This is a genomic window from Pimelobacter simplex (assembly GCF_900114845.1).
Lineage (GTDB): Bacteria > Actinomycetota > Actinomycetes > Propionibacteriales > Nocardioidaceae > Nocardioides > Nocardioides simplex.
Map to the genome: position 1 here is coordinate 1332982 of NZ_FOUK01000001.1, position 20311 is coordinate 1353292.

20 protein-coding genes are annotated in these 20311 nt (G+C 73.9%); 12 read left to right on the forward strand and 8 right to left on the reverse strand.

The annotated features are described in order from the left end of the window. Window position 1: 1 nt before the first annotated feature. Window positions 2-775: an ABC transporter ATP-binding protein gene (locus BM223_RS06510; RefSeq protein ID WP_038680694.1), complete on the forward strand. Its 774-nt coding sequence runs from the start codon at window positions 2-4 to the stop codon at window positions 773-775. 132 nt (window positions 776-907) lie between these two features. On the opposite strand, the gene BM223_RS06515 is transcribed toward BM223_RS06510, so the two are convergent. Beyond that, window positions 908-1507 carry a hypothetical protein gene (locus BM223_RS06515; protein ID WP_038680691.1) on the reverse strand — a complete coding sequence of 200 codons (600 nt, stop codon included), beginning with the start codon at window positions 1505-1507 and terminating at the stop codon, window positions 908-910. Window positions 1508-1738: 231 nt separating this feature from the next. On the opposite strand from BM223_RS06515, the gene BM223_RS06520 reads away from it, so the two are divergent. Further along, window positions 1739-3895: an N-acetylmuramoyl-L-alanine amidase gene (locus BM223_RS06520; RefSeq protein ID WP_052138899.1), complete on the forward strand. Its 2157-nt coding sequence runs from the start codon at window positions 1739-1741 to the stop codon at window positions 3893-3895. A gap of 40 nt (window positions 3896-3935) precedes the next feature. Here the strand turns inward: BM223_RS06520 and BM223_RS06525 are convergent, their stop codons facing one another. Next, the gene (locus BM223_RS06525) at window positions 3936-4655 is read right to left on the reverse strand and encodes a TIGR03089 family protein (protein WP_038680690.1); all 720 of its coding nucleotides are present in this window, start codon (window positions 4653-4655) and stop codon (window positions 3936-3938) included. Window positions 4656-4679: 24 nt separating this feature from the next. Between BM223_RS06525 and BM223_RS06530 the strand changes: the two genes are divergently transcribed. Next, window positions 4680-5759, forward strand: a complete 1080-nt coding sequence (locus tag BM223_RS06530; protein WP_038680688.1) for a mannose-1-phosphate guanylyltransferase — start codon at window positions 4680-4682, stop codon at window positions 5757-5759. 279 nt (window positions 5760-6038) lie between these two features. Here the strand turns inward: BM223_RS06530 and BM223_RS06535 are convergent, their stop codons facing one another. Genes BM223_RS06535 through cofD form a run of 3 tightly spaced genes read right to left on the reverse strand, consistent with a single transcriptional unit; the run spans window position 6039 to window position 8870 of the window. After that, window positions 6039-6788 (reverse strand): DUF3105 domain-containing protein, encoded by a 750-nt coding sequence (locus BM223_RS06535; RefSeq protein ID WP_038680686.1) that lies wholly within the window; start codon window positions 6786-6788, stop codon window positions 6039-6041. Window positions 6789-6834: 46 nt separating this feature from the next. Beyond that, a complete protein-coding gene (gene cofE, locus BM223_RS06540; RefSeq protein WP_052138898.1) occupies window positions 6835-7812 on the reverse strand; it encodes a coenzyme F420-0:L-glutamate ligase in 978 nt (325 codons plus the stop codon). After that, a complete protein-coding gene (cofD, locus tag BM223_RS06545; RefSeq protein ID WP_255319153.1) occupies window positions 7812-8870 on the reverse strand; it encodes a 2-phospho-L-lactate transferase in 1059 nt (352 codons plus the stop codon). The genes cofE and cofD overlap by 1 nt, the downstream gene beginning before the upstream one ends. 144 nt (window positions 8871-9014) lie before the next feature. Between cofD and BM223_RS06550 the strand changes: the two genes are divergently transcribed. The 3 genes from BM223_RS06550 to BM223_RS06560 all read left to right on the forward strand — a co-directional run bounded on the left by BM223_RS06550 (window position 9015) and on the right by BM223_RS06560 (window position 13654). After that, window positions 9015-9269: a WhiB family transcriptional regulator gene (locus BM223_RS06550; RefSeq protein WP_038680682.1), complete on the forward strand. Its 255-nt coding sequence runs from the start codon at window positions 9015-9017 to the stop codon at window positions 9267-9269. An 85-nt stretch (window positions 9270-9354) separates the two neighbouring features. Beyond that, complete coding sequence (locus tag BM223_RS06555) at window positions 9355-12216, forward strand: glycosyltransferase family 2 protein (RefSeq protein ID WP_075018480.1); 2862 nt, start codon at window positions 9355-9357, stop codon at window positions 12214-12216. Then, window positions 12209-13654, forward strand: coding sequence for a DUF5719 family protein (locus BM223_RS06560; RefSeq protein ID WP_038680678.1), 1446 nt, complete (start codon window positions 12209-12211; stop codon window positions 13652-13654). Before BM223_RS06555 ends, BM223_RS06560 begins: the two co-directional genes overlap by 8 nt. Window positions 13655-13670: 16 nt before the next feature. Here BM223_RS06560 and BM223_RS06565 read toward each other — a convergent pair whose 3' ends face one another. Further along, window positions 13671-14138 (reverse strand): metallopeptidase family protein, encoded by a 468-nt coding sequence (locus BM223_RS06565; RefSeq protein WP_235318973.1) that lies wholly within the window; start codon window positions 14136-14138, stop codon window positions 13671-13673. A 50-nt stretch (window positions 14139-14188) separates the two neighbouring features. On the opposite strand from BM223_RS06565, the gene BM223_RS06570 reads away from it, so the two are divergent. The 6 genes from BM223_RS06570 to BM223_RS06595 all read left to right on the forward strand — a co-directional run bounded on the left by BM223_RS06570 (window position 14189) and on the right by BM223_RS06595 (window position 19417). After that, window positions 14189-14566, forward strand: a complete 378-nt coding sequence (locus BM223_RS06570; RefSeq protein WP_082003745.1) for a DUF3499 domain-containing protein — start codon at window positions 14189-14191, stop codon at window positions 14564-14566. Between the two features lie 33 nt (window positions 14567-14599). After that, window positions 14600-15979 carry a phosphomannomutase/phosphoglucomutase gene (locus BM223_RS06575; protein ID WP_038680675.1) on the forward strand — a complete coding sequence of 460 codons (1380 nt, stop codon included), beginning with the start codon at window positions 14600-14602 and terminating at the stop codon, window positions 15977-15979. Then, window positions 15976-16152: a Trm112 family protein gene (locus BM223_RS06580; protein ID WP_082003744.1), complete on the forward strand. Its 177-nt coding sequence runs from the start codon at window positions 15976-15978 to the stop codon at window positions 16150-16152. The genes BM223_RS06575 and BM223_RS06580 overlap by 4 nt, the downstream gene beginning before the upstream one ends. Before the next feature lie 9 nt (window positions 16153-16161). Then, entirely contained in the window at window positions 16162-17187 is a 1026-nt protein-coding gene (locus tag BM223_RS06585) for an SIS domain-containing protein (protein ID WP_038680673.1), read from the forward strand. Window positions 17188-17261: 74 nt separating this feature from the next. Beyond that, a complete protein-coding gene (locus BM223_RS06590; protein ID WP_082003743.1) occupies window positions 17262-18353 on the forward strand; it encodes an acyltransferase family protein in 1092 nt (363 codons plus the stop codon). Window positions 18354-18391: 38 nt separating this feature from the next. Beyond that, window positions 18392-19417 carry a DUF808 domain-containing protein gene (locus tag BM223_RS06595; RefSeq protein WP_082003742.1) on the forward strand — a complete coding sequence of 342 codons (1026 nt, stop codon included), beginning with the start codon at window positions 18392-18394 and terminating at the stop codon, window positions 19415-19417. Here BM223_RS06595 and BM223_RS06600 read toward each other — a convergent pair. Both BM223_RS06600 and BM223_RS06605 read right to left on the reverse strand, forming a co-directional pair. Continuing rightward, on the reverse strand, window positions 19384-19743 hold the full coding sequence (locus BM223_RS06600; protein ID WP_038680672.1) for a DUF6234 family protein: 360 nt from the start codon (window positions 19741-19743) through the stop codon (window positions 19384-19386). The two genes, BM223_RS06595 and BM223_RS06600, sit on opposite strands and share 34 nt — an antisense overlap. A gap of 113 nt (window positions 19744-19856) precedes the next feature. Then, entirely contained in the window at window positions 19857-20309 is a 453-nt protein-coding gene (locus BM223_RS06605; protein ID WP_038680670.1) for a 6,7-dimethyl-8-ribityllumazine synthase, read from the reverse strand. Window positions 20310-20311: the final 2 nt, after the last annotated feature.

The following is a 20311-nucleotide window of genomic DNA, read 5'->3' on the forward strand; positions in this document are numbered from 1 at the left end:
CATGGCGACCTCGATCGTGGTGGAGAACGCCACCAAGCTCTTCACCCTCCGCTACCACCGGACCTTCAAGGAGGTCACCGTCGCCAAGGCCAAGGGCCGGGCGACCGGGCACACCTTCAAGGCCGTCGACGACGTCTCCTTCACCGTCGAGCAGGGCGAGTCCATCGGCATCATGGGACTCAACGGCTCCGGCAAGAGCACGCTGCTCAAGATGATCAACGGCGTCATGCGCCCCGACGAGGGCCAGATCCTCACCCGCGGCCGGATCGCCGGCCTCATCGCCACCGGCGCCGGCTTCCACAACCAGCTCTCCGGCCGCGAGAACCTCTACCTCAACGCCGCCATCCTCGGCATGAGCGAGGCCGAGGTCCGCCGCAAGTTCGACTCCATCGTCGACTTCGCCGAGCTCGGCCCGACCCTCGACGGTCCCGTAGGCCACTACTCGTCGGGGCAGAAGGCACGTCTGGGCTTCGCGATCGCGATCCACGTCGACTCCGACATCTTCCTGGCCGACGAGGTGCTCGCGGTCGGGGATAAGCCGTTCCGCTCCAAGTGCATGAAGCGGATGAAGGAGGTCCGCAACAGCGGGCGAACCCTCTTCTACGTCAGCCACGCGGCGGCCTCGGTCCAGAAGATGTGCGACCGGGTGATCGTCTTGGAGAAGGGCCGGCTCGCCTACGACGGCGACCCGGAGGGCGGCATCAAGTACCTGCACTACGACGAGCCGGACGACCAGGACGAGCTGGGCGACGACGAGATCGGCAACGACATCTGAGCTGTCGGGCGCGAGCGCGTCTTCGCCGGCTTGGAGAGGCAGCAAGCTGCCCGAGGTGCCGGCTCTCGACGCGCTGCCGCGCTCGCGGGTGACGTGGGCGCGGTGCGGGGTGGCTTGGCGGCCCGCCGCCGCTCAGTTGTAGCGGATGCGGGGGCCGAGCTTGATGCCGGTCGCGGAGACGTCCACGCGGTCGGCTCGGCGCAGGTCGTCGACGGCGAAGCGGCCATCCGCGCGCTCGTGGAGGGCGAGGGCGCCGAACTTGGCCCAGGTCGCCTTGCCGCCGCCGATGCAGATGCGGGGGAGGACCACGCGAACCCGGTCGGTGCGGGGGTTGGCGCGCACAGCGGTGGTGCGGCACGAGCTGGTGGCGCCGCCGATGGTGTGGACGGTGACGAACGGGCGGGTGCTCTCGGCGTCGTACTGGACCCGGTAGCGGCCGGTGGGCGTGCGGACGTCGGTGAAGAGCACGAAGCCGCTCGAGCGGAGGTTGCGGAAGCGGACCGAGACGACCAGGCGCTTCTTGGCGAACCGGGCGTCGGCGGAGAGCAGGTCGCGGGCGGAGTCGTTGCGGGCGGGCGCGCCGCGCTGGCCCTCGTCGACGAGTGTGCGGACGTCGCGGGCCCGGTCCCGGGCGTGCTGGCTGCCGGCGTACGCCGGGGCGGTGCCGGCCGCGGTGGCGACGGTGAGCGTCGCGACGGCCAGGGCGAGGGCGTTGCGCAGGGGACGTGACATGGGGGCTCCCGAGAGTCGAGCGGCTACGACGTCCGCATCATGGCATGCCGGTGACGACGGCTCCTCAGCCCGGCCCCCGGAGGGCCGATCAGAAATCTGGCAACGATCGGCGTGTCGACTGGAAATTACAGCGATGTAGTTACTCACGAGGTCTTCCCAGGCTCCTGTGACGCATGTGAAAGTTGCTACTCGTGTGACTCCTTCCCCGCCACACACGTCTGGAGCTTGATCATGTCGCCGTACCCCACGGAGATCCCTGAGCGCACCCGCCGAGGGCGGTTCGTGACGCTGTGCCAGCAGCTGTTCGCGCTGGCGGTCGTCGTCGCCGTCCTCACGCCGGCCGCGCGCACGGTGACCATGGACGTCCGTCCCGCGCAGCCCGAGGGCGCTGCCACCGCGGGTGCCCGCACCGCCGAGGCGGAGGTCGCGCTGCAGTCGGCGACCGTGCCGACCGCGGAGGTCGACCCGGAGGTCACCGAGTACCCGCTCACCGCTCCGGCCAACGGGGTCCACGGGCGGGTGGCGCTCCGCGGCACGACCGCTCCCCGCAGTGGGGGCGGGGACACCGTGACCAGCGGCGCGCTGCCGGTGTCGGGGTACGGGACGGTCGGTGTGACCTGGGCGCACGACGCGGCCGTGGTCCCGGACGACGCGATCGCGGTCAAGGTCCGCACCCGGACCGGCGGCGGCGCGTGGAGCGGCTGGACCGCGGCGGAGTACCACGACGACCACGGCCCCGACCCGCGCAGCGCGGAGGGCAAGCAGGCCCGCCCGGGCACCGACGCCGTCCTCGTGGGCGACGTCGACCAGGTCCAGGTCCAGGTGACCACCACCAAGACCGCCCCGCCCGCGGACATGAAGCTCGCCGTCATCGACCCGGGGACGCCGGACGCCACCGCCCAGGAGAAGCCCGCGATCGACACCGCGCGCCTCGCCGCGCCGGGCACGCCGGCCGGCGACGCCCCGAGCACGCCGCCGGCGACCGACGGTGGGGACGACGGAACCGGCGGAGAGGGTGACGGGCTCGAGCTCCAGGCCGCGGTCACCACGCCCAAGCCGCAGATCTACTCGCGTGCCCAGTGGGGCGCCGACGAGCGGCTGCGCGACAAGACCCCGCCGCAGTACTACGAGGTGCGCGCCGGATTCGTCCACCACACGGTGAACGCGAACGACTACACGAAGAGCCAGGTGCCCGGGATCATCCGCGGCATCTACAGCTACCACGTGCGCTCGCGCGGGTGGAGCGACATCGGCTACAACTTCCTCGTCGACCGCTTCGGCCGGATCTGGGAGGGCCGCGCGGGCGGCGTCGACCGTCCCGTCGTGGGTGCGCACACGCAGGGGTACAACAACTACTCGTTCGCGATGTCGGCGATCGGCAACTACGACATCGCCCAGCCGAGCTCGGCCATGATCAACGCGTACGGCGCCCTGTTCGCCTGGAAGCTGTCGCTGCACGGGGTGAACGCCGCGTCGACCAGCCAGCTGGTCGGCAGCAAGAAGTTCAAGGCGATCAACGGCCACCGCGACGCCGGCTCGACGGCGTGCCCGGGCCGCTACCTGTACGCCCAGCTCGGCACGATCCGCTCGCTCGCCGCGAAGGCCCAGAAGGGCTGGTCCGGGCGCGACATGATCGGCAACTACGTCGGGACCGCCAACCCCGACCTGCTCGCCCGCAAGACCAGCAACGGCCGGCTGATGCTGCTCGACGTCGTCCGCAAGGGCACCACCTGGCGCACCGCGGGCCGGACGAAGACCAACATCTTCGCGCCGTGGGCCTCGCAGATCATGCGGGTCGGCGACTGGGACCGCGACGGGCGCAACGACATCATCGCGATCCGCAAGAGCGACAAGGTGGCGATCCTGTTCCGCGGCCGTACCGGAGCGACCTTCTACCCGGGCGTCGCGCTGCCGGGGAGCTTCAAGGGCGTCAAGATGCTCGCCTCCGTCGGCGACGTCACCGGCGACGGCTACCCGGACCTCATGGGCCAGCCCAAGGGCGACCGGATGCGGATCTACCCCGGACGCGGCCTCGCCGGCGTCTCGCCCAGCTACCCGGCGTACAGCGCGGTGACGGGCACCCAGCAGATCGGCGTCGGCCTGTGGGACACCGACGGCGCGCCCGACAGCCTGGTCCGCAACGGCAGCTCGCTCGTCCTCTACCGCGGCAACGGGCCGGGCGGCTGGAGCTCGGCGGCGACCATCAGCACCGCGGCCGCCAGCTGGGACTGGATCGTCGGTCTCGGCACCATGCCCGGGTCGACGACCAAGCTGGTCGCCGTCCGCAACAAGACCACCAAGGGCGTCTACCTGGTGCCCCAGGTCGGAGGCAAGCTCGGCACGCCCGTGCTCGTCACCACCCGGCCGAAGTTCGACCTGGCGGGCTGAGGAGGAGGACGCAGCCCCCGACCAGGCTTGTCCTGGTCGCCTAGGCGGGGAAGCGGGCCGTGGCGTGCTCGGCGACGTACGTCGCCTCGAGCTCCTGCGGCTCGGCCCGGGCGACCAGGACGAGTGACCCGCCGAGTGCGAGCGGCTCACTCAAGGTCATCGGCTCCGCAACGGGGTCGGCGACCGACAGCAGGCGGCCGCCGCCGGACAACCGGCCGGCGGCCGCCGCCGTCCACAGCGCCGCCTGGTCGAGCTCGCCCCCCGGGCCGGCGTGGGCCAGGTCGTCGGGGGTGGCCGGGTCCCACGCGACGAAAGCGTCCGGCTGGGACCAGATCTCCACGCCGACGTCGTGCACCCCGGCCGGCAGCGGCTCGGCGAAGCGCACCCCCAGCGGCAGCAGCGCGCACGCGAGGACGACGAGGTCCGCGGCCTGCGGGCCCCACCGCTCGAGCGTGTCCGGGCCGCAGACGACGGCCGCGAGCCCGTCGTCGTCCACCGGGACGACGGCCAGCCCGGCGCTCCAGGCGGCCCCCAGGAAGACGGTGCCCAGCCAGTGCGGCGGGAGGTCGACGGCGATCCGGTCGCCGCGCTCGAGCCCGAGCTCGTCGACGAGCAGCGAGCCGGCCTTGGCCACCCAGTTGGCCCACGTCGTCGTCGACAGCTCGACCCGCTCGCCGGTCGCGTGGTCGTAGAAGGTCACCAGCGGCTTCCCGGGATCCTGGCGCAGGCGCTGGGCGAGGACGGCGGCGAAGGTGGTCACGAGCCCGAGGATAGGGTGCCGCCCATGGTCGCTGACGAGATCCCGGGCTTCTGGGCAGTCGTTCCCGCCGGCGGCGCCGGTACCCGCCTGTGGCCCCTGTCCCGCTCGGGCTCACCGAAGTTCCTGCACGACCTCACCGGCACCGGCCACTCCCTGCTCGAGCAGACCCGCGACCGGCTCGCGCCCCTCGTCGCCGAGCGCCTGCTCGTCGTCACCGGAGCCGCCCACGAGGACGCCGTCCGGGGTCAGCTCACCGGCCTCCCCGGCGACGCCGTCGTCGCCGAGCCCTCGGCCCGCGACTCGATGGCCGCGATCGGACTCGCCGCCGCGATCCTGGAGCACCGCGGCGCCGAGGTGATGGGCTCCTTCGCCGCCGACCACGTCATCCCCGACGCTGCCGCCTTCCGCGCCGCCGTCGCCGAGGCCGTCGCCGCCGCCCGCGACGGCTGGCTCGTCACCATCGGCATCGAGCCCACCTTCCCGTCGTCCGCCTTCGGCTACGTCCGCCAGGGCGACCCCCTCGCCGGTCACCCCACCGCGCGTCAGGTCGTCGAGTTCGTCGAGAAGCCCTCGGTGCCCGTCGCCGAGGAGTACCTCGCCACCGGCAGCTACCGCTGGAACGCCGGCATGTTCGTCGTCCGCCCGACGGTGCTGCTCGACCTCCTCGCCGAGCAGGACCCCACCTTCGCCGCGAACCTCCGCACCATCGCCGCCGAGCCCGGCCGCCTCCCCGAGCTGTGGGACCGGCTGCCCCGGATCGCCATCGACCACGCCGTCGCCGAGCCCGCCGCCGCGGCCGGCCGCGTCGTCACCATCCCCGGCGCCTTCGGCTGGGACGACGTCGGCGACTTCGACTCCCTCGCCGGACTCCTCGGCGACGAGGAGGACTGCACGATCCTCGGCGACTCCTCGCTCGCGCAGGTGATCGGCGCCAGCGGGATCGTCGTCCCGCGCTCGGGGCGGGTGGTCGCGGTGATCGGGCTGGACGACGTCGTCGTCGTCGACACCCCGGACGCGCTGCTGGTGACCACGCGGGCACGGGCGCAGGAAGTGAAGAAGGTCGTGGCGGCCCTGAAGGATCAGGGCCGCCACGACCTCACGTAGCACCCGGCGCGCCGCCCACCGGACGGTCTGGCCGCCGAGCGGCCTCGCGCCGTCGCCGCCTCGACAGCGTGCGCGGCAGCGCGGCGAGAGCCGATCTCCGGGCAGCTTGCTGCCCTCGCGTCGGCGAAGCCGCGCTCGCGCCGACCCACCGGACGGTCTGGCCGCCGAGCCGCCTCGCGCCGTCGCCGCCTCGACAGCGCGCGCGGCAGCGCGGCGAGAGCCGATCTCCGGGCAGCTTGCTGCCCTCGCCTCGGCGAAGCCGCGCTCGCGCCGGCCGACTCAGTAGGCGTAGGGCTCCGGGGCGTCGGTGAACGGGTACTTGTCCATGAAGCTCTTCAGCGCCGCACCGCTGACGTCGGAGCAGTACTGCCAGGCGCCGTACTGCTTCTGGGTGTCGGGGTCGATCCGCCAGTGGGTGAGCGCGATGTGCTGGCCCTTGGGGAAGGCGCCGCCGTCCTTCTTGGTCCACGGGACGGCCTTGAACTTCAGGCGCTGGTTGGTGTCGTTGGCGTCCATGATCTTGGCGATCGAGCGGATCGCGGCGATCTCGCCGGAGTCGTCGGCGACCGTGGTGTCGTACCAGAGGACGGTGTAGCCGTGCTCGAGGTTGTGCACGAGCGACTCGAGCTCGGGGCGCGAGCTGGAGGTGTAGAAGCGGTCCGTGATGGGGGCGGGGGCGACGCCGGCCTCGTTCCAGTGGGGACCGAAGGCGGGCGGGACGTCCTCGTACTTGACCTGCTGGCCGGTGGGGACGTGCTCGCCGCTGCCGTTGGCGTCCTTCTCGGTGATGTCGCCGCAGACGTCGGCGGAGGTGCCGATCTCGTCGACCGACTTGCCCTTCCACTTCTGGGTGTCGATGATCTCGCGCACCTTCGGGTACGCCGCGGCGCCGATGATCAGCACAGCGACGAGGACGCACACGCCGACGATGGCCATACCCTGGCGCCGGTCGGCGCCCTTCTGCTTGCGCCGGATCTCGTCGATGACTTGGCGGCGGTCCGACTTCTCGGACTTGCTGGACTTGGCCACGTGCGGGGTACCTCGTCTTGGTGGTAGCGGCGGAATCGCGGTGAGTCTACGGAGTCAGCGGTCGAAACCGCAGGTCGGTGTCCGCGACGGCGCCGTCGGCGGGGTCCGTGGAGCTCGCCCAGCCGTGGGCGAAGGCGACGATGTCGGCGGCGGCGCGCCGGCCCGGTTCGGCGCGGACGTCGTCCGGGGCCGCGGTGCGGGCGGTGATCCCGGCGCGGCGCAGCGCCTCGACGAGGTCGGGGGCGGTGACGGTGCTGCCGAAGGGCGTCCGGGCGTCCGGGTGCTGCGCCACCGCCTGGATGACGGCCTCGCGGGCGCCGTACCCGAACAGGTCGGCGCCGTCGGCGCGGATCAGGGTGCGGGCGCCGGGGCCGTCCTCGCCGGGGGGCAGGACCAGGTCCGCCCGGCCGCGGACGACGGCGCAGGGCCGGGCACCGAGCTTGCCCTGGGCGAGCTCGACGGCGGAGGCGATCTCGTCGGCGACGGCGGGGGCGGTGACGGCGAGCTCGTTGCCGTGGGCGTCGACCCGTCCGGCGAACGACTCGAGCACCTGGACGCCGGCGGCGCCGATGGCGATGTCGGTCTGGCCCTCGCGCCAGGTCCGGCCGGCGGTGTCGGTGACGACGACGCCGACATTGCGGCCGGTGCGCTCGGCGACGGCCGCGCGCAGCCGCCGGGCGGAGTCGTCGGGGTCGAGGGGCAGCAGGACGACGGTCCCGGCGTCGACGTTGGAGGCGTCCACGCCGGCGGCGGCCATGGTCAGACCGAGCCGGTTGCGCACGATCCGGGTGCCCCCGCGACGCGCGACGACGCGCTCGGTCTCGGCCTCCACCCAGGCGTCCCGGTCGCCGGTCTCGACCCGGCCCTCGGCCTTGCTGACCACCTTGCTGGTCACGACGAGGACGTCGCCGTCGGCGAGCGCGTCGGGGCCGAGCGCCTCGATCGCGCCGAGGAGCGCGGCCGCGAGGTCGTCGCCGGGCCGGATCTCGGGGACGCCGTCGGGCGCCACCACCTGCAGACGCATCAGCCGACCAGCTCGATCGCGGCAGCGGCCATCGCGGCGGTCGCCTCGTGGTCGGTCATCATCAGCGGGACGGCGGCGGCGGCGATGCCGGCCGCCTCGAGGCGCGCCACCTGGTCGGCGTCGCGCTCGTCGACCAGCCAGCCGTCGAGGACCCCGCCGGCGCTGCGCGCGCCGTAGTTGAGCCCGACGCCGGCCGCGCTGACCTCGACGCCGATCGAGTTCAGCATCTGCTCGGCCATGCCGCGCACGTGGCTGGCGCCGACGATGGGGGACAGGCCGACCACCCGGGCGGGGGTCGCGCGGATCGCCTCGCGGATGCCGGGCACGCCCAGGATCGTGCCGACCGACACCACCGGGTTGGACGGCGGGAGCACCACGAGGTCGGCGCCGGCGATCGCCTCGACGACGCCGGGGGCCGGAGTGGTCTGGTCCAGCCCGACGAACACGACCTGCTCGGCCGGCACCTCGGCGCGCAGCCGCACCCAGTACTCCTGGAAGTGCACGACCCGCTTGCCGCTGGGGGAGTCGGCGTCGGCGACGGCGATGTGGGTCTCGACCCGGTCGTCGGTCATCGGCAGCAGCGTGAGCCGGTCGCCGTACGCCGGCTCGAGCCAGCGCCGGCACAGCGCCTGGGTCACCTGGGACAGCGGGTAGCCGGCCTCGAGCATCTGGGTGCGCACCAGGTGGGTGGCGATGTCGCGGTCGCCGAGGCCGAACCAGGTGGGCTCCACGCCGTACGCCGCGAGCTCCTCCTTGGCGCTCCACGTCTCGGCCCGGCGGCCCCAGCCGCGCTCGAGGTCGATCCCGTCGCCGAGCGTGTACATCACCGTGTCGAGGTCGGGGCACACCTTGAGGCCGTGGATCCACCAGTCGTCGGCGTTGTTGGCGACCACCGTGACGTGGGCGTCCGTGGCCACACCCGGTAGTGTTCCAGCGGCGATGCCCTGGAGCAGGCCCTGCAGGAACCGGGCTCCGCCCATGCCGCCCGAGAGGACGGTCAGCTTCCGCAGAGGTCCGCCGATAGGTCCAGCGGCTGTCGCGTCAGAAGTCGATTCCACGGGGGTCAACTGTGCCGTGCCCGAAAAGGGCAGCGTGCACGGGGGCGCCTATAGCAGACTCGACCTTGACTGTTTGGGTATGACACGTATGTAATTCCAGTGGTGTCGTTCGGGGCACCGGGTCGAGTCGTAAGGGGCGAAATCGTGAGGGAACTGTTCCTGGTCGAAGCAGATTCCGACGAGCTGGGGTGGCAGGAGCGTGCGTTGTGCGCTCAGACCGACCCCGAGGCTTTCTTTCCTGAGAAGGGAGGATCGACGCGTGAGGCCAAGAAGGTCTGCCAGACCTGTGAGGTCCGCGTCGAGTGCCTCGAGGCCGCGCTGGGCAATGACGAGCGCTTCGGCATCTGGGGTGGCCTGTCGGAACGTGAGCGTCGCAAGCTGAAGAAGCGCGCCGTCTGACCGCGGCGAGAGAGACCGACGGCACGTCGCCGACCGCGACTGACGGTTCGCCCCCTTCGGGCCGTCAGACGTAGGGTCGGGCATCGTGTCGGAGCATCCAGAGGTCGCCTGTCTCCTCGTGAGCCACGACGGTGCGTCCTGGCTCCCGGCGGTCCTCGACGGCCTGCTCGCGCAGATCGCCCCCGTGGCGCGAGTGGTGGCCGTCGACACCGGCAGCCGGGACGGCAGCGCCGACCTGGTCCGGACCGCGCTCGAGGGCCGGGTCCCGCTCACCGTCCGCGCGCGGCCCGGTGACACCGGGTTCCCGGACGCCGTCGCCGACGGCCTGGTCGCGCTCGCCGAGGCCGGTGCCGAGCCGGAGTGGATCTGGATCCTCCACGACGACGCGAATCCCGCGCCCGACGCGCTCGCCGAGCTGCTCGCCGCCGCGGCCGCCCGCCCGGACGCCGACTTCCTCGGTCCCAAGCTGCGCGAGTGGCCCTCGCTGCGCCGCCTGCTCGAGCTCGGCGTCACCATCAGCGGCACCGGCCGGCGCGAGACCGGCCTGGAGCGCGGCGAGTACGACCAGGGCCAGCACGACGAGGTCCGCGAGGTGCTCGCGGTCAACTCGGCCGGACTGCTCGTGCGCCGCACGGCCCTCGAGGAGCTGGGCGGCTACTCGCCGGAGCTGCCGATCTTCGGCAACGACATCGACCTCGGCTGGCGCGCCGCCGCGGCCGGGCGGACCACGCTGATCGTGCCGTCCGCCGTCGTCTTCCACGCCGAGGCGGCGCACCGCGGCATCCGCCGCACCCCGCTCACCGGGCGGCACACCCACTTCCAGGAGCGCCGCGCGGCGCTCTTCACCCTGCTGGCCAACGCCCGCGGCGCCACACTGCCCTTCCGGGCGGTCCGGCTCGTGCTCGGCACGCTGCTGCGCGTGGTCGGGCTGCTCTGCGTCCGTGCCGTCGGCGAGGCGCTCGACGAGCTCGCCGCGCTCATCGCGGTGCTGCGTCACCCGGGCCGGATCCGCGCCGCGCGCCGGGCCCGGACCGGCACCGACCGGGCCCGGGTCCGCCGGCTGCTGGCGCCCTGGTGGCTGCCCTACCGGCACGGCCTCGACGTCGTCGGCGACCTCGTCGCGGCGGCCACCAACCAGGCCGCCGACGTCGCCGACCGGCGCCGGGCCGCGGCCGCCGAGCGCGACGCCGCCCAGGGACCGCCGCCCGCACGGCACCGCGGCGAGGAGGACGAGTTCGCCGACACCGGCATCGTCGTCCGCTTCTTCACCAGCCCGGTCGCCGTCGCGACCGCCGTCACCGTCATCGCGCTGCTCGTCGGCGTGCGCGACGTCGTCGGTGGGATCAGCGGTGGTGCGCTGTCGCCCACCCCCAGTGGCGTCGGCGCCTGGTGGGCGCTGCACGTCGAGAGCCACCATCCCCTCGGCTTCGGCTCGGCGGTGCCCGCGCCGCCCTACGTGCTCCTGCTGGCGCTGCTCGGCATCCCGTTCGGCCCGTCCCTGCTGATGTCGCTGCTCATGGCCCTCGCCGCGCCGTTCGGGCTGTGGGGGGCGTGGCGCTTCCTGCGGGTCGTCGGCCGCCTCGTCACCCCCTATGGCGCCCCACGCTGGCTGCTCCTGTGGGGCGCGGTCTCGTGGGCGCTCGTGCCGCTCGTCGCCGGCGCCTGGGGCGGTGGCCGCTGGGGGATCGTCGTCGCCGCCGCCGTGCTGCCCTGGATGGCGCACAGCGCCCTCGGCTTCGCCGACCCCGACGCCGCCCACCGCCGCCGCGCGGGCTGGCGGACCGGGCTGCTGCTCGCGGTGCTGACCGCGGTCGCGCCGCCGTCCTGGTTCGTGACCGCCGTGCTCGTCGCCGTGCTCCTCGGCTGCGCGATCCGCCTGGTGCCCGGCGAGGCCCGGGACCGCTCGGTGTGGGGGCCTCCCGTCGCCGCGCTGCTCGTCCCGCTCGTCGTCCTGCTGCCGTGGTGGCTGCCCGCCCTGCTCGAGGGCGCCGCCGCCGGGACCCTCCTCGACATCGGCCGCTGGCCGACCGCGGCCACCTCCGGCTGGGACCTCCTCGCCGGCCGGCTCGGCGGTCTCGGCGCCCCGGCCTGGCTCGGCTTCGTGCTGCCGGTCCTCGCGCTCCTGGCCCTCGTCCCGCGCGCCACCCGGATCCCCGTCGTCTTCTGCTGGCTGGTCGCCGCGATCACCGCCGTGGTCGCCGTTCCGCTCGCGGTCACCCGGATCGACCTCAGCGGCACCACCTCCCAGCAGCCCGGCGTCGGCGCCGTGCTGCTCTTCCTGGCCGGCGCGTGGATCACCGCCGCCGTCCTCGGCGGGCTCGCCCTGCACCACCTCGGCGACCAGGCCAAGCCCGCGCAGGCGGGGCTCGGTCTGGTCGCGCTGGCCGGGCTGGTCGCGCCGCTGGCCGGCCTCGTCTGGTTCGCCGGCTGGGGGAGCGAGGACCTCACCGACCCGCCGCCGTCCGACGTCCCGGTCTACATGGCCCAGCGCGCCGCCCAGGCCGAGGAGGACGGCGTCCTCGTGCTGCGCGGCAGCATCGACGACGGCGTCCGCTACGAGGTGCGCCGCGGCGACGGCCCGACCGTGGGCGAGGACGAGATCGCGGCGCTCACCCCCGAGGACCCGAAGGTGAGCGCGCTCATCCGCTCGCTCGTCACCTCGCCCGACCCCGACGCCGTGGCCGAGCTGTCGCGGCGCGGCGTCCTCTACATCGTCCAGGCCGCTCCCGCCGACGGCGCGGTCGCCGCCAGCCTCGACGCCACCTCCGGCCTGGTCCAGGCCAGCTCCGAGCGCGGGACCCGCGCCTGGCAGGTCACCCTGGAGCCCGGTGCCCTGCCGTCCCCCACCTCCTGGCTGCGCTGGCTCCTGCTGGTGGTCCAGTGGGTGGCGATCCCCGTCCTGGTCGTGCTGGCCCTCCCGCCGCTGCGAAGGAACCGTGATGACTGACCCGACCCCCGCCCCCGCCGGCCGGAGCGGCCGCCGCGCCTCCGTCGTGCGGCGTCGCCGGGTCGACATCCTCGTCGCCCTCGCGATCGGCCTGCCCACCGTCGTCGCCCTCGGCGTCGGCGCGATCGGCGGTGAGGACACCCCCCAGCTCGGCGGCGTCCGCCCGCCCACCAGCGCCGCCCTCACCTCCGCGACCGAGGTCTGCCCGTCCGGCCTCGAGCCGGGCGCCACGACGATCCGGGTCGGGCGCAGCCCCGGCGTCCCCGGCGGCGACCTCGACGTCCTCACCGGTGCCGGCGCCGGCGCGGACGCCACCGTCACCGCGGCGAGCCCCGTCCCGGTCCCCGCCGACGGCACCGCCGTCGTCCCGGGCAGCACCGGCGCCACCGTCCTCACCGGCAAGGGCGACGCCGCCCCCGGCATCGTCGCCGGCCGCGGCGAGAGCCTGGCCGTCCCCGAGTGCCGCGCCCCGGCGTACGACGAGTGGCTGGTCGGCCTCGGCGCCAGCGCCCGCTACGCCACCACCGTCGAGCTCGTGAACCCCGACGACGGCGAGGCCGTCGTCGACATCGCGCTCTCCGACGCCTCCGGCCCGGTCGAGGAGCCCGCCCTGCGCGGCATCCAGGTCCCCGCGCACGGCGTCAAGCGGATCGACCTGGCCGTCACCGCGCCCCGCCGCACGCTCACCGCGGCCCACGTCACCGTCATCCGCGGCCGGGTCACCGCGACCGCCCGCACCACCCGCGACCCCCTCGGCCGCGGCCGGGTGACCACGGACTTCCAGCCCGCACAGGCCGCCCCCGACACCGAGAACCTCATCCTCGGCATCCCCGCGAAGCCCGCCGGCGCCACGCTCCACGTGGCCAACCCGGGCCAGGACGAGGTCCGCGCCACCGTCCGCCTCGTCACCACCGAGTCCACCTTCACCCCCACCGAGGCCGAGCCCATCTCGGTCGCGCCCGGCGCCCTGGCGACCGTCGACCTCGGCCCGATGCTCTCCGGCAAGAGCGGCGAGGGCGTCGTCGGCGTCCTCGTCGAGTCCCCGGAGCCGGTCGTGGCCTCCGTCCGCCTGCTCCAGGCCTCCGACCTGGTCCTGCTCGCGCCCGCGATCGACGTCCGCGAGCCCACCGCGGCGGTCGTCCCCACCGGCGCGAAGACGCTCCTCGTCGGCGGCGCCCAGCGTGCGGGCGTCGTCCACGTGACGTCGTACGACGCGGCAGGCACGTCGCTCCGCGACGACCAGCTCGAGGTCGCCCCCGACCGGGCCGCCTCGCTGGCGCTGCCGCCGGGCGCGGTGCGGGTGAGCGTCGAGCCGCGCAACACCCGGGTGTCCGGGGTGTTCTCGATGCCGGTGGCCGGACGGCAGGGCGGTCTCGCGACCCTGCGGCTGCGGCCGGCCGAGACGCACGCGCGGATCCCGGCGGTCGCGCCGGAGTAGTGCCGCCGTGGCGGGCTCAGTCGTCGTCCGACGGATACCGCGGGTCGACATCGCTCGGCTCGATGCCGAGCAGCTCGGCGACCTGCTCGACCACCACGGTCAGCACGATCGCCTCGAGGTCCGCGCGGTCCGCCGCCCGGTGCTCCAGCGGACGCCGGAAGACGACGAGCCGCGTCGGCCGGCTGCCCGCACCGCGCACGAGCGACGAGAGCGGCACCCGGCCGGAGTCCCAGTCGTCGGGCAGGTCGGGGGTGTCCTCGACGGCGTACTCGACCAGGCCGAGGTGGTCGGACCAGCGGGCGTCGATGGCGGAGACGACGTCGAGCATGATCCGGTCGAAGGTCTCCCGCGAGCTGCGGGGGACCGGGGGTCGGTGCCCGGCGTCGAGCGGCAGCACCGCGGGGCCGCGCATGCCGTGGCCGCGCCGGTCGCGCCGGCGGCGGGGGACGAGCTCCGCCTCCGCTTCCTGGTCCGACTGCTCCACGTCCGCGAGCCTATCCACTCGCCGGGGCCGGGAGCGGTAGCGTCTGCCGCGTGAGCGCGAGTCCGGCACCCCAGAGCCTGCGTACGTGTTCGCGTACGGCCTGTGCCCGTCGCGCCGTCGCCACCCTGACCTACGTCTACGCCGACTCGACCGCCGTGCTCGGCCCGCTGGCGACCTTCGCCGAGCCGCACGCCTACGACCTGTGCGACGTCCACAGCGAGCGGCTGTCCGCGCCGCGCGGCTGGGAGGTCGTCCGGCTCGCGCTCGGCAACCAGCAGCAGGGGCCCAGCAACGACGACCTGCTCGCGCTCGCCGATGCCGTCCGCGAGGCGGCCCGGCCGGTCCGGCGCGAGCCCGTCGAGGCGCCGCGCGAGCCCGGACGCGAGGTGGCCCGCAAGGGTCACCTGCGCATGCTGACCTCGGAGTAACCCCGCCTCACGCGCGTGCACTAAGGTCGCCGCATGGCCGGTTCCACGACCTCACCCGAGAACCTGAGCAAGGTCTTCAAGGCCTACGACGTCCGGGGCATCGTCGGCGAACAGCTCGACGAGGAGCTCGCCCGCGCCACCGGGGCGGCCTATGTCGCCGTCCTCGGCGTCGACGCCCTCGTCATCGGGTACGACATGCGGCCGAGCTCGCCCGCGCTCGCGGGCGCCTTCGCCGACGGCGCGACCACCGCGGGCGCCGACGTCACGATGATCGGCCTCGCCTCGACCGACCAGCTCTACTTCGCCTCGGGTCACCTGAACCTGCCGGGCGCGATGTTCACGGCGAGCCACAACCCCGCGCAGTACAACGGCATCAAGATGTGCCGCGCGCTCGCGCAGCCGGTCGGCATGGAGAGCGGCCTCGCCGACATCCGCGACCGGGTCGCCGCCGGCGCACCCGTGACCGGCAGCGGGCGCTCCGGCTCCATCGGCGAGCACGACGTGCTGCAGGCCTACGCCGCCCACCTGCTCTCGCTCGCGCCGGTCACCGGCCGCAGGCTCAAGGTCGTCGTCGACGCCGGCAACGGCATGGCCGGGCACACCGCGCCCGCCGTCTTCGAGCGGCTGGCCGACCAGGTCGAGATGATCCCGATGTACTTCGAGCTCGACGGCACCTTCCCGAACCACGAGGCCAACCCGATCGAGCCGGCCAACCTCGTCGACCTGCAGAAGCGGGTGATCTCCGAGCGTGCCGACATCGGCCTCGCGTTCGACGGCGACGCCGACCGCTGCTTCCTCGTCGACGAGCGCGGCGAGCTGGTCTCGCCGTCCACGCTGACCGCGCTGATCGCCGCCCGCGAGCTGGCCAAGGAGCCCGGCGCCACGGTGATCCACAACCTGATCACCTCGCGCGCGGTGCCCGAGATCGTCACCGAGCTGGGCGGCACGCCGGTCCGCACCCGGGTCGGCCACTCGTACATCAAGGCGACGATGGCCGAGACCGACGCGATCTTCGGCGGCGAGCACAGCGGCCACTTCTACTTCCGCGACTTCTGGCGCGCCGACTCCGGCATGCTCGCCGCGCTCCACGCGATGGCGGCGCTCGCCGAGACCGACCGGCCGCTCTCCGAGCTGCTGCGCGCCTACGAGCGCTACCCGCTCAGCGGCGAGATCAACAGCACCGTCGCCGACCAGGACGTCGTCCTGCGGGCCCTCGAGGCCGCGTACGTCGACCGCGACGGCGTCACGATCGACCGGCTCGACGGGCTGAGCGTCGGCCACGCCGACTGGGCGTTCAACGTGCGCGCCTCCAACACCGAGCCGCTGCTGCGGCTGAACGCCGAAGGAAAGGACGAGCCCACCATGGCCCGAGTCCGTGACGAGGCCCTCGCGATCATCCGGAGCGGCAAGTGAGCGCCCCGGAGGTCTCCCCGGAGCTGCTCGCGATCATCGTCTGCCCGTCCTGCAAGGGCGAGCTGACCCTCACCGAGGTCCCCGAGCTCGCCTGCACGGGCTGCGGCCTGGTCTACCCGGTGCGCGACGGCATCCCGGTCCTGCTGGTCGACGAAGCCCGCAAGCCGGCCTGAGGCCCGGCCATGGTCTGGTTCGACGAGTCCCGGCTGGACGACGCCTCGGCCCTGGCCGCGGCCGACCTGCGGCTGCGCACCCTGGCCGAGTCCGGCGCCCGGGTACGTCGTGAGGTCGACGGCGCGGCCGAGGCGATCGCCGAGGCGGTCGCCCGCTCCGCCGAGACCCGGCCCCGCGCGGTGATCGCCGCCGGACCGGACTCCCGCCTGCTCCGGGCCGTGCTCGAGCCCTTCTGCCCGGTCCCGTTCGTCGCCTGGCCCTCGCCGGCGCTGCCCGGGTGGGCCGGCAGCCTCGACCTGGTCGTCGTCCTGGCGCCCGAGGGCGGGGACGCCGGCACCGCGCTCGCCGTCGCCGAGGCCGCGCGCCGGGGCTGCCAGCTCGTCGTCGCCGCGCCGCCGGAGTCGATCGTCGCCGAGCACGCCACCGGCCGCTGGGCGACGATCCTCCCCACGCGGACCAGCGACCAGCTCGCCACCGCGGTCGCCATGCTCTCCTTCCTCGACCAGGTCCACCTGGGCCCCGAGGCCGAGCCCGAGGCCGTCGCCGAGGCGCTCGACGCGGTCGCGATCGCCTGCTCGCCGCACCGCGACATCTCCATCAACCCGGCCAAGGTGCTCGCGATCTCGCTCGCCGACGCCAACCCCCTGCTGTGGGGCGGCTCGGTGCTGGCGGCCCGCGCCGCGCGCCGGATCGCCGAGTCGATCCGCCGCACGTCCGGGCGGGCCGCGCTCGCCGGCGACGCCGAGCACCTCCTGCCCGTGATCGAGGCGGCGCGACCGCGCAACGTCTTCGCCGACCCGTTCGCCGACGAGACGGGTGACCGGCGCCCGGTCCTCGTGCTGCTCGACGACGGCGTCGACGACCCCGTCGTCCGCGACCAGCGGCGCCGGCTCGAGGACGCCGCCCGCGGGCATGACGTCCGCATCGAGCACGTCGCCTCCGAGGCCGTCGGCGAGGTCGGCCGCTACGCCTCGCTGCTGCTCAGCGGCACCTACGCGGCCGAGTACCTCCGGCTGGGGCTCGTCGCCGACTGAGAAGGCGGCCGAGACCCGGTGTCTGGTTGTCGGACACTTGGACTTTCCTCAGCAGGTCCGGGTACCAAGGAGTGATGCCGACTCATCGGGATCCCTGGTTGGACAACGCCAAGATGGGCCTCATCGTGCTCGTCGTGCTCGGGCACACGTGGGCCCTGCTGCCCTCGGACGGGCCGGCGGGACACCTCTACGACTTCGTGTACCTCTGGCACATGCCGGCCTTCGTCTTCCTCTCCGGCTACCTCTCGCGCGGGTTCAGCTACCGGCCGGACCGGCTCTGGCAGCTCGTCACCACGCTGCTCGTCCCCTACGTGCTGTTCGAGGGGGCGCTGGCCTGGTTCCGGCTGCACGTGGGCGGTGAGCGGCTCGAGTACCTGTGGACCGACCCGCACTTCCCGATGTGGTACCTGCTCGCGCTCGTCGTGTGGCGGCTCGCGGTGCCGCTGCTGCGCCCGCTGGGCAGCGGGGCCGTCGTCCTGGCGCTCGCGATCTGCCTCGCCAGCGGCTTCCTCGACGGCGAGTGGACCCGCTGGATGGACCTGCCCCGGATCCTCGGCTTCCTGCCGTTCTTCGTTCTCGGCACGATGCTGACCCCCGAGCGGATGGAGTGGCTGCGCGGCCGGACCCCGGCGCTCCTCGGCGTCGCGACGTTCGGCCTCATCGGCGTCCTCGCGGTCAACCTGCAGCACTGGGCCGGGACCGGCTACCTGTACTACCGGCCGTTCACGCTGATGGACGACACGACCGCGACCGCCCTGGTGACCCGGCTCCTGGTCGTCGGCGTCGGGCTGGCGGGGACGTTCGCCTGGCTGGCCGTCGTCCCGCGGGTGGGCGGCTGGTTCACCCGGATGGGTGCCGCGACGATGATCGTCTACCTCTTCCACGGCTTCGCGGTGAAGGGCCTCGAGTACGGCGGCTTCCGCGAGTGGTCGGCCGACCACGTCGGCCTGAGCCTGGTCGTCGGCACCACGCTCGGGCTCGCGATCGCGCTCGGCCTCGCCGCGCCGCCCGTCCGGCGGGTGCTCACCCACGTCGCCGATCCGTTCGGCGTCGCCCAGCGCAAGGTCCGCGAGGCGGTCGTGCTGACCGCCGTCGTCCACGAGCAGGAGAACGGGACGGCGCCCACGGCCGAGCACGCGGCGGAGGCGGTGCGCGCCGGCCGGTAGCCTTCCGCCATGAGCCTCAGCACCCACGAGCAGCCGTCGTGAGCGCCGGACTCTTCGGCCTGCTCGACGACGTCGCCGCCATCGCCAAGATGGCCGCCGCCTCGATCGACGACGTCGGAGCCGCCGCCGGCCGCGCCACCACCAAGGCCGCCGGCGTGGTGATCGACGACACCGCCGTCACCCCGCAGTACGTCCACGGCCTCGCGGCCGAGCGCGAGCTCCCGATCGTCAAGCAGATCGCGATCGGCTCGATCCGCAACAAGCTGCTCATCATCCTGCCGGTCGCGCTGCTGCTCAGCGAGTTCCTGCCCGGCCTGCTGCCGGTCATCCTGATGGCGGGCGGCACGTTCCTCGCCTACGAGGGCGCGCACAAGGTGTGGCACCTCTTCTCGAAGCACGACGACCACGCGGCGCCCGTCACCGAGGTGAGCCCCGAGGCCGAGAAGAAGATGATCGCCGGTGCCGTCCGCACCGACCTGATCCTCTCGGCCGAGATCATGGTCATCGCCCTCGACTCGGTGAAGGACGAGAGTTTCTGGGCCCGCCTCGCGATCCTCGTCGTCGTCGCCCTCGTCATCACCGTCGCCGTCTACGGCGTCGTCGCGCTCATCGTCAAGATGGACGACACCGGCCTCCTCCTCGCCCAGCGCCCCTCCGCGCTCGCGCAGCGGATCGGCCGCGGCCTCGTCGCCGCCATGCCGCGCGTCCTGGCCGCACTCTCCATCATCGGGACCGTGGCCATGCTCTGGGTCGGCGGCCACATCCTCCTCGTCAACATCCACGAGGTGGGCTGGTGGAACGCCCCCTACGAGTGGGTCCACGACATCGAGCACGACATCGAGCACGCCGTCCACGGCTTCCTCGGGTCGGTGCTCGCCTGGCTCGCCAACACGGCGATCTCCGCCGTGATCGGACTCGTCGTCGGCAGCGTGGTCGTGCTCATCGTCCGCGCCCTCCCGTTCAGCGGCGACAAGGACCCCATCGAGCGCTACGACGCCGACGAGCCCACCGCGCCCGCCGCGCCCCCTGCTCAGCCTCCGACGCAGTCGTCCGAGCCGGAGTAGCACGGGACGTAGTCCGGGTTTCGCGCCGGCGGCTCGTCCTGCCGCAGGCCCGCCCAGTCGATCCCGGGCATCGCGAACACCAGCGCCGCCACCAGCCCCACCACCCCGACCACGGCGTGGCCGGCGACGGCGAGGCGGGCGCGACGTCGTACGGCGAGGGCGAGGGTGGTCACCACCGCCACCGCCAGGACGCCCGCCAGCACCCGGAACGTCCGGATCTCGTCCGGACCCGGGACCGCGCACTCACCCCACGCGCACAGGTGCGCGCCGAGGTACTGCAGCGGCAGCAGCACGATCACCACCACCGCGCCCAGGGACGCCAGCATCTCGAGGGCGGCCAGGAGGGGCGGGGGTGGGGGTGAGGGTGGGGGTGGTCGTGGGGGTGGTCGCACCCCAGCAGGCTGCCGCTCAGCCGCGGCGGGCGCCTGAGTGCGCAGGCTCAGGCGGGCAGCTTGACGATCGCGTCGACCGCGTTCGCGAGCTCGCGCCCCTTCGTCTCGAAGTGCCGGCGGAAGTAGCTCGCGTGCTCGTCGTGCTCGTGGAAGTGGTGCGGCGTCAGGACCGCCGAGAACACCGGCACGTCCGTCTCGAGCTGGACCCGCATCAGCGCGTCCACCACCGACGACGCCACGAAGTCGTGCCGGTAGATGCCCCCGTCGACCACCAGCGCCGCCGCCGCGACGGCGGCGTAGTCGCCGGAGAGGGCGCGCCGCCGTACCTGCAGGGGGATCTCGAACGCGCCCGGCACCCGGACGAGGTCGACCCGGTAGCCGCGCTCCTCGAGCTCGCCGGTGAACGTGCTCACGGCGACGTCGACGATGTCGGCGTGCCAGCGCGCCGCCACGATCGCGACGCGGGGACCAGTGGCGGGGGCAGACGAGGGCGCGGACACGG